General features: G+C 69.5%; 14 protein-coding genes and 2 pseudogenes. 10 read left to right on the plus strand and 6 right to left on the minus strand.

Annotation, left to right across the window (positions count from 1 at the left end):
• Positions 1–5: 5 nt before the first annotated feature.
• On the plus strand, positions 6–593 hold the full coding sequence (locus HBH26_RS10695) for a PadR family transcriptional regulator (RefSeq protein ID WP_168134574.1): 588 nt from the start codon (positions 6–8) through the stop codon (positions 591–593).
• Complete coding sequence (locus HBH26_RS10700; RefSeq protein ID WP_168134575.1) at positions 590–895, plus strand: DUF2218 domain-containing protein; 306 nt, start codon at positions 590–592, stop codon at positions 893–895. The genes HBH26_RS10695 and HBH26_RS10700 overlap by 4 nt, the downstream gene beginning before the upstream one ends.
• Here the strand turns inward: HBH26_RS10700 and HBH26_RS10705 are convergent.
• The 5 genes from HBH26_RS10705 to HBH26_RS10725 all read right to left on the minus strand — a co-directional run bounded on the left by HBH26_RS10705 (position 862) and on the right by HBH26_RS10725 (position 6613).
• A complete protein-coding gene (locus tag HBH26_RS10705; RefSeq protein WP_168134576.1) occupies positions 862–2013 on the minus strand; it encodes a glycosyltransferase family 4 protein in 1152 nt (383 codons plus the stop codon). The two genes, HBH26_RS10700 and HBH26_RS10705, sit on opposite strands and share 34 nt — an antisense overlap.
• Before the next feature lie 47 nt (positions 2014–2060).
• Positions 2061–3848: a cation:proton antiporter domain-containing protein gene (locus HBH26_RS10710; protein WP_168134577.1), complete on the minus strand. Its 1788-nt coding sequence runs from the start codon at positions 3846–3848 to the stop codon at positions 2061–2063.
• A gap of 47 nt (positions 3849–3895) precedes the next feature.
• A complete protein-coding gene (locus HBH26_RS10715) occupies positions 3896–4936 on the minus strand; it encodes a hypothetical protein (protein ID WP_168134578.1) in 1041 nt (346 codons plus the stop codon).
• The gene (locus HBH26_RS10720; RefSeq protein ID WP_239024705.1) at positions 4933–5184 is read right to left on the minus strand and encodes a PadR family transcriptional regulator; all 252 of its coding nucleotides are present in this window, start codon (positions 5182–5184) and stop codon (positions 4933–4935) included. Before HBH26_RS10720 ends, HBH26_RS10715 begins: the two co-directional genes overlap by 4 nt.
• Positions 5185–5392: 208 nt before the next feature.
• Positions 5393–6613, minus strand: a complete 1221-nt coding sequence (locus HBH26_RS10725; protein WP_168134580.1) for an NADP-dependent isocitrate dehydrogenase — start codon at positions 6611–6613, stop codon at positions 5393–5395.
• Positions 6614–6794: 181 nt separating this feature from the next.
• Here HBH26_RS10725 and HBH26_RS20695 point away from each other — a divergent pair.
• The 4 genes and pseudogenes from HBH26_RS20695 to HBH26_RS10740 all read left to right on the plus strand — a co-directional run.
• Positions 6795–7631: pseudogene (locus tag HBH26_RS20695) on the plus strand (SGNH/GDSL hydrolase family protein); the annotation flags it as partial.
• 36 nt (positions 7632–7667) lie between these two features.
• Positions 7668–7769 (plus strand): annotated as a pseudogene (locus HBH26_RS21295) (PEPxxWA-CTERM sorting domain-containing protein); the annotation flags it as partial.
• Between the two features lie 44 nt (positions 7770–7813).
• Positions 7814–8551, plus strand: a complete 738-nt coding sequence (locus tag HBH26_RS10735) for a phosphatidylserine decarboxylase (protein ID WP_168134581.1) — start codon at positions 7814–7816, stop codon at positions 8549–8551.
• Positions 8552–8636: 85 nt separating this feature from the next.
• The gene (locus HBH26_RS10740; protein WP_168134582.1) at positions 8637–9416 is read left to right on the plus strand and encodes a CDP-alcohol phosphatidyltransferase family protein; all 780 of its coding nucleotides are present in this window, start codon (positions 8637–8639) and stop codon (positions 9414–9416) included.
• On the opposite strand, the gene HBH26_RS10745 is transcribed toward HBH26_RS10740, so the two are convergent.
• Positions 9355–9591: a hypothetical protein gene (locus HBH26_RS10745; protein WP_209308466.1), complete on the minus strand. Its 237-nt coding sequence runs from the start codon at positions 9589–9591 to the stop codon at positions 9355–9357. The genes HBH26_RS10740 and HBH26_RS10745 overlap by 62 nt on opposite strands.
• 317 nt (positions 9592–9908) lie before the next feature.
• On the opposite strand from HBH26_RS10745, the gene rpsB reads away from it, so the two are divergent.
• From rpsB to frr, 4 genes are all read left to right on the plus strand, one after another.
• Entirely contained in the window at positions 9909–10727 is an 819-nt protein-coding gene (rpsB, locus tag HBH26_RS10750; protein ID WP_168134583.1) for a 30S ribosomal protein S2, read from the plus strand.
• 130 nt (positions 10728–10857) lie between these two features.
• Positions 10858–11811, plus strand: coding sequence for a translation elongation factor Ts (gene tsf / locus HBH26_RS10755; protein WP_168134584.1), 954 nt, complete (start codon positions 10858–10860; stop codon positions 11809–11811).
• A 212-nt stretch (positions 11812–12023) separates the two neighbouring features.
• Positions 12024–12755, plus strand: coding sequence for a UMP kinase (pyrH, locus tag HBH26_RS10760; RefSeq protein ID WP_168134585.1), 732 nt, complete (start codon positions 12024–12026; stop codon positions 12753–12755).
• Positions 12755–13312: a ribosome recycling factor gene (gene frr / locus HBH26_RS10765; RefSeq protein ID WP_168134586.1), complete on the plus strand. Its 558-nt coding sequence runs from the start codon at positions 12755–12757 to the stop codon at positions 13310–13312. Before pyrH ends, frr begins: the two co-directional genes overlap by 1 nt.
• The last annotated feature ends 33 nt before the right edge of the window (positions 13313–13345 follow it).

A 13345-nucleotide genomic window follows, 5' to 3' on the forward strand; every position in this document is an offset into this window, starting at 1 on the left:
TCATCATGTTCGGACATCATCACCCCCGCTGCGGGACACGCGGCAGCCGGTCGTTCGGACCGTTCAACGTGGAGTGGAGCTTCGACGCCCCGCGCGGCCCGCGCGGCGGCGGTTACGGCGGCGGGCGCGGCCGGCGGATGTTCGACGGCGGTGAATTGCGGCTGGTGCTGCTGCGCCTGATCGCCGACGAGCCGCGCCACGGCTACGAGCTCATCAAGGCGGTGGAGGAGCTGACCGGCGGCGCCTACGCGCCCAGCCCCGGCACGGTCTATCCCACGCTGACGATGCTGGGCGAGATGGGGCTGACCCGCGAGCAGGCGAGCGACGACACGCGCAAGCGGTTCGAGGTGACGCCCGAGGGCGCCATGCACCTAGAGGAGAACAGGGAGCAGGTCGAGGAGCTGATCGCGCGCCTCCAGGCGGTCGGCGCACGGCGCGAGCGCGCGGACAAGGCGCCGATCCGCCGCGCCATGGGCAATCTGCGCGTCGCGCTGGGCCACCGGCTGGAGAAGGGCGAGTTCAGCGACGACACGCTCCACGATATCGCCGCGCTGATCGACGAAGTGGCGCAGAAGATCGAGCGGCTGCGATGATCGCCGTCACCGTCGCCCGCGTGCCCACCGCCTCGGCCAGCCGCTACCTGCAGCAGCTCGCCAAGCATTGGTCGCACAAGATGGACGTCGCCTTCTCCGAGGAGGAGGGGACGATCGCCTTTCCCAACGGATCGCGGCTGGAGATGCGGGCGGACAGCGCCACGCTGGACCTCGCGCTCACCGTGCCGGCGAGCGAGGACATGGCGCGGATGCAGGAGGTGGTGGCGACGCACATCGACCGCTTCGCCTTTCGCGAAGCGCCGCTGACCTACGACTGGCGCGACGCCAGCACCTCGCGATAGGCCCGGAGCACCGCCGCATTGGCGGTGTCCCACCGAAAGGTCGCCGCCCGCGCGTTCGCCGCCGCGCCCATGCGCGCGCGGAGCGCGGGGTCGGCGACCAGCCGGGCGATCGCGTCGGCATAGGCGGCGACGTCGCGCGGCGAGACGAGGAAGCCGGATACGCCCTCCTCCAGCAGGTCGACCGCGCCCGTCGCGCGCGCGGCCACGACGGGGACGCCCGCCGCCATCGCCTCCGAGGTCACCTGTCCCCACGTCTCCGTCACGCTCGGGTTGAACAGAACGTCCATGCTGGCCACGGCGCGGCCCAGGTCGTCGCCGGTCTGGAACCCGGCGAACGCGGCCTCGGGCGTCTGTTTGGCGAACCACTCCTCCGCCGGCCCCTTGCCGACGACGAGCACGCGGTGCTTCACGCCGCGCGCCCGAAGCGCCGCGATCACCTCGGCGAAGATGCCCAGCCCCTTTTCCAGCACCAGCCGGCCGAGGAAGCCGACCGCGACCTCGTCGTCGGCGATGCCGAGCGACCGGCGCCATTGGAGGCTGCGCGCCTCCGGCCGGAAGCGCTGGTGATTGACGCCGCGCGGCCACAGCGAGATCGGCGTGGCGACACCCAGCTCACGGATCGTCTCGGCCACGGAGGGTGTCGGCACGATCACCCGGTCGGCCCGATCGTAGAAGCGGCGCAGGATGGCGCGGATGCCGGGCTGGATCAGCTTCAGGCCGTAATATTGGAAGTACGTCTCGAACCGCGTGTGCACCGCCGCCACCACGGGGACGCCGTGCGTGCGCGCCCAGGTGACGGCGGCATGGCCGGTGAATTCGGGCGAGGAGACGTGCACCAGCGTCGGTGCGAACGCCTCCAGGTCGCGGCGCGGCCGCGCGGGCAGGCCGCGCCCCAGCCGGTACTCGCCGCGCCCTCCGGGGAAGGGAACGGAAGGTACGTCGACGACGTCGCCGCGCGCCTGGAACGCCGGGATCGGCGCGGTGGGCGAATAGACGCGGACGGGCACGCCGGCGTCCAGGAGCGAGCCGACCAGCAGGTTCTGCGCCTGGTTCGCGCCGTCGCGCGTGTAGTTGTAATTGCCGCTGAAGAGCGCGACGCGCAGGTCGGTGGGGGTCATCGCCATCGATCTACAACGTCTTTCCGGCGATTTGGCGACAGGATGTGTCAGGCCTGCGACGTTTCCACCTCGTCCTGCCGGCGCAACCGGCGGATCCGCGGCTCACGCGTCATCATCGCTTCGCTGCGGATCGCGGCGCGCAGCTCGTCCCGCTTCTCGTGGATGGAGGCGATCACCGGACCCATCGCGACTCCCAGGTCGACGAGCACCGCCTCGGACAGTTGCAGCGAGCTTTCCAGCGTCTCCGGCACCGCGTCGGTCACGCCGGCGCGGTACAGCTCCGCGGCATGGCCGGGATCGCGCGCGCGCGCGATGATCGGGAGATCCGGATGCGTGGTGCGCAGCCGCTTCGCCAGCCGCACCGTCAGCACCGGATCATCCATCGTCAGGATCAGCGCGCGCGCGTTCGCCAGGTCCAGCCGCTCCAGCAGCTCCGCCCGCGCCACGTCGCCGAAGACGATGCGATAGCCCGCGGCGCGCGCTTCCGTCACCGCGTCGATGTCCGCCTCCACGGCGACGTAGGGCTGATCGTGCCGCGCCAGCATGTCTGCGACCATGCGCCCCACGCGGCCAAAGCCGAAGACAATCGCGCGCGATCCCTCGCCCGCCTCCGCGCCATCGTCGGCCAACGTGTCGCGCCCCTCCAGCCGGCGCGAGACGAAGGTGCCCAGTTTCGCCAGCAACGGCGTCAGCGTCAGGCCGATGGCCGTCACCGTCTGCCAGAAGGCGGCGGTGGACGGCAGGATCAGCTGCGCCTGCGCCGCGGTGGCGAGCACGATCAGCGTCGTCTCCGACGGGCTGCCCATGAGGAGCCCTGTCTCCGCCGCCACCCCGGCGCGCGCCTGCGCCACGCGCAGCAGCAGGTAGGTGACGACCGCCTTCACGGCGACGACGCCGACGACGGCGAGCAGCAGCGACGGCCAGTTGGCGAGGATCAGCCGCAGGTCCAGGCTCATCCCCACGGTGATGAGGAACACGCCGAGCGCCAGCCCCTTGAACGGCGCGGTGATGACTTCGACCTCGCTGTGATACTCGGTCTCCGCGATCAGCAGCCCGGCGAGCAGCGCGCCGACGATCGGCGACAGGCCCGCCGCGGTGGTCGCGACGCTCGCGACGATCACCACGAGCAGCGAGGCGGCGAGGAACAGCTCGGGACTCTTCGTGCGGGCCGCCTGCGCGAACAGCCGCGGCAGCACCAGCCGCCCGGCGATGTAGATCGCGACCACCGTCAGCCCACCGCGCAGCGCCGTGCCCGCGAGCCCCGCCCAGCCGTCGTCGCTGGCCGTCGGCGCCATCGCGCCCAGCGCGAAGATGATGGGGACGAGCGCCAGGTCCTCGAACAGCAGCATCGCGAAGGCGCGGCGTCCCACCTGGCTCGCAGTCCCCGCCAGCGGCAGCACCAGCGCGGTGGACGACAGCGCGACGGCCAGGCCCAGCCCCGCCGACCCGGCCCAGTCCTGCCCCAGCCAGTGCAGCGCGACCGCGATCAGCGCGGCCGAGCCGAACAGTTCCGCCGCGCCGATGCCGAAGACCAACTGCCGCATCGCCCATAACCGCCGGAAGCTGAGCTCCAGCCCGATCGAGAACAGCAGCAGGACGATGCCGAACTCGGCGAACGGCTCGATCGATTCCCGGTCGGAGATGGTGAGATAATACAGCCAAGGGTGCTCCGGCACGAGCGCGCCCAGCCCCGCCGGCCCGACCAGCGCACCCACCAGGATGAAGCCGATGACGGGGCTGACGCGGAAGCGCGCGAAGGCGGGGATCACCAGCCCGGCGGCACCCAGGATCACCAGCGCGTCGGAGAAACCTGCATTGTCGAGACCGATCGCCATGCGCGCGACCTTAGGCGGAGGCGACCGGTCCTGTCAGCGCCTGTCGCTCAGGCGAGGCGAAAAAGTCTGTCGTCGCGCGCCGCGTCACGCATCGCGGGCACGGGATCGATGGCGCGTGCGGCCGGGCGGGCGGGCAGGCACGCGGCCGCGAGCAGGTAGCCGAGGATCGCGCTGCCGCCGTAGCCGACCAGCGGAGTCGGGTAATTGCCGAGCGCAGCCGCGGCGACGACCGCCCCCCATGTCGCGCCGAAGGCACGCGTGTCGGCACGGGCATCGCGCAGGGCGAAGAGGGCGGGCGCCAGCAGAACCGCGGTTCCGCCGATCACGGCGAGACCCGGCAGCACGCCGCGCGCGACCGCGGAGAACAGGACGCCGTCGACCCATTCCACCCCCGGCAGGTCGTCGACGCGCAGCAGCGTGATGGCGAACGCCGCCGCCGCCGCAAGGATCGGCACCGGCCCGGATCGCCTTCCGCCGGCGAGCAATGCCGCCAGCAGCGCGCCGGCCATCGCGCGGTCGGGCTGCCACGCCAGCGCGAGCGCCGCAACGACCATCGCGCCGGCCGTCAGCGCACTGCGTCGCGTCAGGTGCGCCAGGATCGCGGCGGGCAGCAGCACGAGGCTCGGCTGGACCGCGACGCCGAGGTGGAGCCAGCGCGCCGCGCCGTCCGCCGCCGCGCCGAGGAGCGCGGTGGCGAGCAGCAGGAAGGCGGTGAACAGCGCGGTCGCATCGGACAGCAGGACGCGCCGCGGCACGGCAACCCCCGCCAGTCCCAGCGCGATCGCTCCCGCGTTCGCTGCCAGCATGGTCGCCGGCGCCCCGGTCCTGCCGAGGTAGACGAGACCGAGCAGCGCGGCCACCACGCCGCAGGACACCGCCGTCATCCTCGGTCGCTCGCTCACCTGTTCCATTGCTCGTCCTCCAGTCGTTCGCAGGCGCAGCCCCATCGCCGCGCACAGGCATCCCATGGCGAAGCGTCGGTCGTCCCGCGCCGCCACGATCTCGCACGCCATCGCCTCCGCCCAAGCGGCATGCTCCGCGGGGACCACGCGCAGGATCGCGCGCGCGATCAGGCGCGGCGCGATCACGCGGGTACCGCGCGGCCGGCGCCGTCCTCGTTCGCGGAGAGTTCGGCAGCCAGCCGCGCGCCCTGCGCGGTCAGTCGATAGGCATGGCGGGGCGGGCGGCCGGGCTCGACCGGCGGTTGCCACTCCGCCTCGAGCAACCCCTGGGCCGCCAGCCGGATGAGCATGGGATAGAGCGTACCGGACTTGATCCCCGTCTCGCGCACGATGTCGTAGCCGTGCCGCCACGCTCCCCCGCAACCGGCGAGCATCAGGAGGACGCGACGGGTTGCGAATGAGGGAGAACGAGCCATACCCGTCTAATCTACATAGGTAGACTTGAAGTCAAGCGCGTCGTAGGCGTCTCACCGGTAATGAAGGATCGTCGAGAGCACCGGACGCCCGGCGTGGTCATCGTCGCCAACGAAAAGGGCCCGGCGGTCGCCCGCCAGGCCCTCGCCGCTTCCGGATCGCGACGGCTTACGCCCAGGTCGCCATCTTCTTCTCGAGGTTCAGGCGCACCGCCTCGAAGAACTGCTCGGTCGTCATCCACTTCTGGTCGGGGCCGATCAGGATCGCGAGGTCCTTGGTCATATCGCCGTTCTCCACCGTCTCGATGCAGACGCGCTCCAGCTCCTCGGCGAAGCGGGTCACGTCCGGCGTGCCGTCGAAGCGGCCGCGGAACTTCAGCCCGCCGGTCCAGGCGAAGATCGACGCGATCGGGTTCGTCGACGTCGCCTTGCCCTGCTGGTGCTGGCGATAGTGGCGCGTGACGGTGCCGTGCGCGGCCTCCGCCTCCACGGTCTTGCCGTCGGGCGTCATCAGGACCGAGGTCATGAGGCCCAGCGAGCCGAAGCCCTGCGCCACCTGGTCCGACTGCACGTCGCCGTCGTAGTTCTTGCACGCCCACACGAACTCGCCGTTCCACTTCAGCGCGCTGGCGACCATGTCGTCGATCAGGCGGTGCTCGTAGACGATGCCCAGTTCCTTGAACGCCTCGGCGAACTCCGCCTCGTACACCTCGGCGAAGATGTCCTTGAAGCGGCCGTCGTACGCCTTCAGGATCGTGTTCTTCGTGCTGAGGTACACCGGCCACTTGCGATTGATGCCGTAGTTCAGGCTGGCGCGCGCGAAGTCGCGGATCGATTCGTCGAGGTTGTACATGCCCATCGCGACGCCCGCGGCGGGGAAGTCGAACACCTCGCGCTCGATCTCGTCGCCGTTCTCGCCCGTCCACTTCATCGTCAGCTTGCCCTTGCCGGGCACCTTGAAGTCGGTGGCGCGATACTGGTCGCCGAAGGCGTGGCGGCCGACGACGATCGGGTGGGTCCAGCCCGGGATCAGGCGCGGCACGTTGCGGATCACGATGGGCTCGCGGAAGACGACACCGCCCAGGATGTTGCGGATCGTGCCGTTGGGCGACTTCCACATGCTCTTCAGATCGAATTCCTCGACCCGCGCCTCGTCCGGCGTGATCGTGGCGCACTTCACGCCGACGCCGTACTTCTGGATGGCGTGCGCGCTGTCCACCGTCACCTTGTCGTCGGTGGCGTCGCGGTGCTCGATGCCGAGGTCGTAATAATCGAGATCGATGTCGAGGTACGGCTTGATGAGCCGCTCGCGGATCCACTCCCAGATGATCCGCGTCATCTCGTCGCCGTCGATCTCCACGACGGGCGTCTTCACCTTGATCTTCGCCATCTTCGCTTCCTTGCAAGGGGGAGGGTTGCCGGGGGCGATAGGCATTCGCCCGGCGGCTGGCAACGCCCGGCGCCGCGGCGATTTGCGCGTGCATTGCCGATCAATGACGATATCATGACGCCATAACAGAAAAGCGAAGGGATCGAGGATGTTGACCAAAGGGTTCGCGATGGCCGCGGTGATGCTGGCGGCCTTGCCGGCGGGTGCGCAGACGGCAAAGCCGTACGATCGGCTGTTCGTGTTCGGCGACAGCCTGGTCGATGCCGGCAATGCGCAGGCCGGACGCGCCGCCTCGGGCGGGGAGGATCCGGCACCCGCCGCGCAGGGATATTACCAGGGCCGCTTCTCCAACGGGCTGACCTACGCCGACTGGCTGTCGCGCGGGGTGGAGGGGCAGGTGACCACCGCCTCGGCCTATGGCGGCCGCAACTTCTCCGTCGGCGGCGCGCAGGCGCGCGAGGTGGCGGGCGACGCCAGCCCGAGCTTCGCCGAGCAGGTGGCGAGCTTCCGCACGTCGGGCCAGCAATTCACCGCCGATTCGCTCGTGCTCGTCACGCTGGGCGGCAACGACATCCGCAGCGAGCTGGCCAAGCTGGGTGCCAATCCGCGCTACGTGCCCGATTTCGCCCCCACGCTGACCGCGATGAGCGAGGGGCTGACCTCGCTCTACACGCTGGGCGCGCGCAACTTCGTCATCACGGGGCTGCCCGATGTGGGGCAGATTCCGGTGGTGACGCAGTTCAACTCGGACGCGCTGGAGGCGGCGGGGCGGCAGATGTCGCTCGGCCTCAACACCGCCTTCGACGGACTGACCGACCAATTTGCGGAGCGTACCGGCGCCAACTTCATCTTCTTCGATTTCTTCGCCTACCAGGCGCGCATCTACGCCGATCCGACCGCCGCGGGGTTGCCGGCCGGGCTGAACACCACCGACGCGTGCCTCGGCACCACGGCGGCGCCGGCCTGCACCAACTACACCTATTTCGATGGCGTCCACCCGACGCGCGGCATCCACCAGGCGCTCGGTTCCGGCATCGCTGGCCAGCTGGGCGTGAACGGCGTTCCCGAGCCTGCGACCTGGGCGCTGATGATCCTCGGCTTCGGCGCGGTGGGCGGAGCGATGCGGCGGCGTGGTCGCGCGCCCGCGACGGCGTGACGCGTGCGATTGTCACGACGGGGCGCGCCCGGTAGACCGCAGCCATGCCATCGTTAGAGAAACCGCCGCAGCACGGCGGCGTGCCCGTCACCACCACCGTCAAATGGCGGTTCCCCGCGATCCATCCCGAAGGGCAGAAGTTCACCGCGATCGCCTTTGGCATCACGCTGCTGGCGACGATCCTGTCCAAGGTATTCTTCTGGCCGCTGCTGGGCGTCACCATCTGGGTGGCGGCGTTCTTCCGCGACCCCGTCCGCACCACGCCGGTGGGCGACGACCTGGTCGTCTCGCCCGCCGACGGACTGGTCACGATGATCGAGCGGGTGCCGGTACCGCGCGAGCTGTCGGGCGAGCTGGGCGAGGGGAGCCGCGTGCGCGTGTCCGTGTTCATGTCGGTGTTCGACGTGCACATCAATCGCGCGCCGATCGCCGGCACCATCCGGCAAGTGGTCTACATCTCGGGCAAGTTCCTCAATGCCGACCTCGACAAGGCGTCGGAGGAGAACGAGCGCCAGCATTTCGTCGTCGAGGGGCATGATGGGCGCAAGGTCGGCTTCACGCAGATCGCCGGGCTGGTCGCGCGGCGCATCGTGGCCTTCGCGAAGGTGGGCGACATCGTCGCGGCGGGCCAGCGTGTCGGCCTGATCCGGTTCGGCAGCCGCGTCGACGTGTACCTTCCGGACGGCTGTGCGCCGCAGGTCGCGCTCGGCCAGCGTGCCATCGCCGGCGAGACGGTGCTCGGTCGTCACGGTGCGCTGCCCGCCACCGGCGTGGCGCAGTAAGGGGGGAGCCGCAGTGAGCCCAGGAGGCAGTGGACCCGGGAGCGGAGCGGGCCAGCCGCGATCCGAGCCCAAACGCCGCCCGCTGGTGCTGCGCCGCGGCCTGCCGCTGCGCGCGGTAGCCCCCAATGCCGTCACCGCGCTGGCGCTCTGCTCCGGTCTTTCGGGCATCCGCTTCGCCATCGCTGGGCGCTGGGAACTGGCGGTCGTGCTGGTGCTGGTCGCGGGCGTGCTCGACGGTCTGGACGGGCGCGTCGCGCGGATGCTGCACGGCGAGAGCCGCTTCGGCGCCGAGCTGGACTCGCTGTCCGACGCGATCTCCTTCGGTGTGTCGCCCGCGCTGATCCTCTACCTCTGGTCGCTGCAGACGCTGCCGCGCTTCGGCTGGATGGCGTCGCTGATGCTCGCGGTCTTCTGCGCGCTGCGGCTCGCCCGCTTCAACGCCGCGATCGACGCGGACGAGCAGCCGCACAAGTCCGCGGGCTTCCTGACCGGCGTACCCGCCCCGGCGGGCGCAGGACTGGCGCTCGCGCCGATGTTCGCCTGGTTCTGGAGCGGCGAGCCGGTCCTGCGCGATCCGCGGCTGGTGGCGCCCTGGGTGGCGGTTGTCGCCCTGCTGATGGTCTCCAGCCTCGCCACCTTCTCGTGGACATCGCTGAAGCTGCGGCGGACCGTCCGGTTCGAAGCGCTGGCGCTGGTCGTCATCGTCGCCGCGGCGGCGGTGAATGCGCCCTGGGAGACCGCGACCGTGGCCTGTCTCGTCTATCTCGCGTGCCTGCCGCTCAGCATCGCAAGCTATGCCAGGGTCAGGCGGCTTCGCGCGCCCGCAGCGTCGCCCGCCCCGCCGGCACCGCCGCCCAGCGCCTGACGGCGATCCGCCGCTCCGCCCGCACCAGCGCGGCGAGCGGCTCGAAGCGGGGCTGCTGCCGACCGAACAGCACGTCGGCGATCTGTTCGACACGCGGCGAGAGCGTCGCCACCAGCGCGTAGACCGAGGCCGCGAGTGCGCCGCCGAACACCAGGAAAGTCATCACCGTCGCCATGTCGTTCGCCCTTCGCTCGGTCGCGAGCCATTCGTCGCAAACCTGTGGATAAGTGTGCGGTTCCCCCTTGACGGCAATATTCCGGTAACATTCCACTGCCGAAACATCGACCCGCTACGAAGGTTCGCATTCTGTTCTTTTGTCTTGTTCCATTTTCGTTCCCTCGCGTCAAGCACCTCTTCGCGCTTGAGGTGCGACGCGCGATCGGCTAAGGGCGCGCCCCTAAACCCCGCATGGGAAGCATCATCACCCGGTGCGCCGGCCTTCCAGGCCGCGTCACTCGCTTCCCAGAGGCTCAACCGGAAGGAATTACGACCATGGCGGCACCCGTCGTCACCATGCAGCAGCTGATCGAGACCGGCGCGCATTTCGGCCACCAGACGCATCGCTGGAACCCGAAGATGAAGCCCTACATCTTCGGCGACCGCAACGGCGTCCACATCATCGACCTGTCGCAGACCGTGCCGCTGTTCGCGCGCGCGCTGGAGTTCGTCAGCTCCACCGTCGCCGCGGGCGGCAAGGTGCTGTTCGTCGGCACCAAGCGCCAGGCGCAGGAGCCGGTCGCAGAGGCGGCGCGTCGCGCCGGGCAGCATTTCGTCAACCACCGCTGGCTCGGCGGCATGCTGACCAACTGGAAGACCATCAGCAACTCCATCAAGCGGCTGAAGGCGCTGGAGGAGCAGCTGTCGGGCGACACGCACGGCCTGACGAAGAAGGAAGTGCTGCAGCTGACGCGCGAGCGCGACAAGCTGGAGATGAGCCTGGGCGGCATCCGCGACATGGGCGGCGTTCCCGACGTCATGTTCGTGATCGACGCGAACAAGGAAGAGCTGGCGATCAAGGAGGCCAACACGCTGGGCATCCCGGTCGTCGCGATCCTGGATTCGAACGTCTCGCCGGACGGCATCGCTTTCCCGGTGCCGGCCAACGACGACGCCAGCCGCGCCATTCGCCTGTACTGCGAGGCGATCGCGATCGCGGCGACCCGTGGCGGCCAGCAGCAGCAGGCCCGCTCGGGCCGCGACCTGGGCGCGATGGACGAGCCGCCGGCGGAAGCGGCGCTGTCGGCAGAGGTGGAAACGCCCGCAGCGCAGCCCGGCGACGTCCCGGCGAGCGAAGAGACCGCCGCCGCGTAACCGTCATGGAGGCGTGGTAACCCGCGCCTTCAAACCTCCGTTCGCCCTGAACGAAGTCGAAGGGCAGCCGCTGCGCTCGGGCTTCGACTTCGCTCAGCCCGAACGGCTTTTGCAGATTGAGGATAGAACGATGGCCGATATCACGGCAGCGATGGTCAAGGACCTGCGCGAGAAGAGCGGCGCGGGCATGATGGACTGCAAGAAGGCGCTCAGCGAGACCGGCGGCGACATGGACGCCGCGCTCGACTGGCTGCGCACCAAGGGCCTGGCCGCCGCGCAGAAGAAGTCCAGCCGCACCGCGGCCGAGGGGCTGGTCGGCGTCGCCGTGTCGGGCACGAAGGGCGCCGCGGTGGAGGTCAATTCGGAGACCGATTTCGTCGCGAAGAACGACCAGTTCCAGGCGTTCGTGCGCGAAGTGACGCAGATCGCGCTCGCCACTGGCGGAGACGTCGAGGCGCTGAAGGCCGAGGCGATGCCGTCGGGCACCACCGTCGCCGAAGTGCTGACGAACAACATCGCGACCATCGGCGAGAACCAGTCGCTGCGCCGCGCGAAGCGGCTGGAAGTGTCCGAGGGCGCGGTCGTCGCCTACGTGCACAATCAGCAGGCGCCGGGCCTGGGCAAGATCGGCGTGCTGGTCGCGCTGGAGAGCAAGGCGTCGGACGAGGTGCTCCAGTCGCTCGGCAAGCAGCTGGCGATGCACATCGCCGCGGCCTTCCCCAAGGCGCTGAACGAGGAGGACCTGGACGAGGCCGAGATCGAGCGCGAGCGCGCCATCGCGGCGGAGAAGGCGGGCGAATCGGGCAAGCCGGCCGACATCGTCGCCAAGATGGTCGAGGGCACGATCGCCAAGTACCGCAAGGAGCACGCGCTGGTCAGCCAGTTGTTCGTGATGGACGGCAAGACGAAGATCAGCGACGTCGTGGCCAAGGCGGGCAAGGATGCCGGTGCCGAGATCAAGCTGAAGGACTATGTCCGCTTCCAGCTGGGAGAGGGTATCGAGAAGGAGGCGTCGGACTTCGCCGCCGAAGTGGCCGCCGCCTCGGGCGTGCCGCAGGGCAAGCAGCCCGAGCCGACCGCGTAAGGATCCTCACGTCACCCGTGCCGGCATGCCGGTTTCGAGCCGGTATCCACGGCGCCACGATCCTCGTCATCCGGGGATGTGCGGCGCGGTGGATGCCGGGACGAGGCCGGCATGACGTTTATGGCGAAGCGGCCGTTTATCCTGTCGCCGCGGTTGCCCGCGCCGCTCGCGCCGCCTAAGGTTCGCGCCACTTTCCCAGCGTACCGGACTTCATGACCTCTCCCCGCTACAAACGCATCCTCCTGAAACTCTCGGGCGAAGTCCTCATGGGAGAGGGGGGGCTGGCGATCGACCCTGCCGTCACCGCGCGGGTGGCGGAAGAGATCGCCGACGTGAAGGCTGAGGGATACGAGCTGTGCGTCGTGGTCGGCGGCGGCAACATCTTTCGCGGGCTGGCCGCGGCGGCCAAGGGGTTCGAGCGCGGCACCGCGGATTACATGGGCATGCTCGCCACCGTCATGAACGCGCTGGCGGTGCAGAACGCGCTGGAGCAGATCGGCGTCGACACCCGGGTGCAGTCCGCCATCCCGATGCAGTCGGTGTGCGAACCCTTCATCCGCCGCCGCGCGGAGCGGCACCTGGAGAAGGGCCGCGTGGTGATCTTCGCCGCCGGCGTCGGCTCGCCCTTCTTCACGACGGATAGCGGCGCCGCGCTGCGGGCGGCAGAGATGAACTGCGACGCCTTGTTCAAGGGCACGTCGGTGGATGGCGTCTACGACGCCGATCCGAAGAAGGTGCCCGACGCAAAGCGTTTCGAGACAGTCAGTTACGATACGGTCCTGGCAAGGAACCTGAAGGTGATGGACGCCAGTGCCATCGCCTTGTGCCGCGACAGCAACATCCCCATCGTCGTCTTCAACATCCGCGAGCACGGCAATTTCGCCGCCGTGCTGCGTGGAGAAGGCACCTCGACGGTGGTGCAAAAGGAAACGGAGAGCGTCTGATGCCCGCGTACGACAAGGCCGATCTCGAGCGCCGCATGCACGGCGCGGTCGAATCGCTGAAGGGCGATCTCGGCGGTCTGCGCACCGGCCGCGCGTCCACGTCGCTGCTCGATCCGGTGACGGTCGAGGTGTACGGCGCACACATGCCGCTGAACCAGGTGGCGACCGTGTCCGTGCCGGAACCGCGGATGATCTCCGTGCAGGTGTGGGACAAGACCAACGTGGGCCCGGTGGAGAAGGCGATCCGCTCCGCCGGGCTGGGCCTCAACCCGATCAACGACGGCAACACGCTGCGCCTGCCCATTCCCGATCTGACCGAGGAGCGGCGCAAGGAGTTGGCCAAGCTGGCGGGGCAATATTCGGAAAAGGCGAAGGTCGCCGTCCGCAACGTGCGCCGCGACGGCATGGACGCGCTGAAGACCGACGAGAAGAAGGGCGTGTTCAGCGAGGACGAGCGCAAGCGCCACGAGACCGAGGTGCAGAAGCTGACCGACGCGACCATCGCCGACATCGACCAGGTGGCGGACGCGAAGGAAAAGGAAATCCTGGGCAAGTGAGCCGCGGTCCGTTCGTGACGAAGGCGGCCGGTC

Source organism: Sphingomonas corticis (genome assembly GCF_012035195.1).
Lineage (GTDB): Bacteria > Pseudomonadota > Alphaproteobacteria > Sphingomonadales > Sphingomonadaceae > Sphingomonas > Sphingomonas corticis.

What these genes read in the sequence shown, in the direction of transcription:
- HBH26_RS10695 (WP_168134574.1), top strand. Translation starts at nt 6, where the DNA reads ATGTTCGGACATCATCACCCCCGCTGCGGGACACGCGGCAGCCGGTCG.
- HBH26_RS10700 (WP_168134575.1), top strand. Translation starts at nt 590, where the DNA reads ATGATCGCCGTCACCGTCGCCCGCGTGCCCACCGCCTCGGCCAGCCGC.
- HBH26_RS10705 (WP_168134576.1), bottom strand. Translation starts at nt 2,013, where the DNA reads ATGACCCCCACCGACCTGCGCGTCGCGCTCTTCAGCGGCAATTACAAC.
- HBH26_RS10710 (WP_168134577.1), bottom strand. Translation starts at nt 3,848, where the DNA reads ATGGCGATCGGTCTCGACAATGCAGGTTTCTCCGACGCGCTGGTGATC.
- HBH26_RS10720 (WP_239024705.1), bottom strand. Translation starts at nt 5,184, where the DNA reads ATGCTCGCCGGTTGCGGGGGAGCGTGGCGGCACGGCTACGACATCGTG.
- HBH26_RS10725 (WP_168134580.1), bottom strand. Translation starts at nt 6,613, where the DNA reads ATGGCGAAGATCAAGGTGAAGACGCCCGTCGTGGAGATCGACGGCGAC.
- HBH26_RS10735 (WP_168134581.1), top strand. Translation starts at nt 7,814, where the DNA reads ATGCCATCGTTAGAGAAACCGCCGCAGCACGGCGGCGTGCCCGTCACC.
- HBH26_RS10745 (WP_209308466.1), bottom strand. Translation starts at nt 9,591, where the DNA reads ATGGCGACGGTGATGACTTTCCTGGTGTTCGGCGGCGCACTCGCGGCC.
- rpsB (WP_168134583.1), top strand. Translation starts at nt 9,909, where the DNA reads ATGGCGGCACCCGTCGTCACCATGCAGCAGCTGATCGAGACCGGCGCG.
- tsf (WP_168134584.1), top strand. Translation starts at nt 10,858, where the DNA reads ATGGCCGATATCACGGCAGCGATGGTCAAGGACCTGCGCGAGAAGAGC.
- pyrH (WP_168134585.1), top strand. Translation starts at nt 12,024, where the DNA reads ATGACCTCTCCCCGCTACAAACGCATCCTCCTGAAACTCTCGGGCGAA.
- frr (WP_168134586.1), top strand. Translation starts at nt 12,755, where the DNA reads ATGCCCGCGTACGACAAGGCCGATCTCGAGCGCCGCATGCACGGCGCG.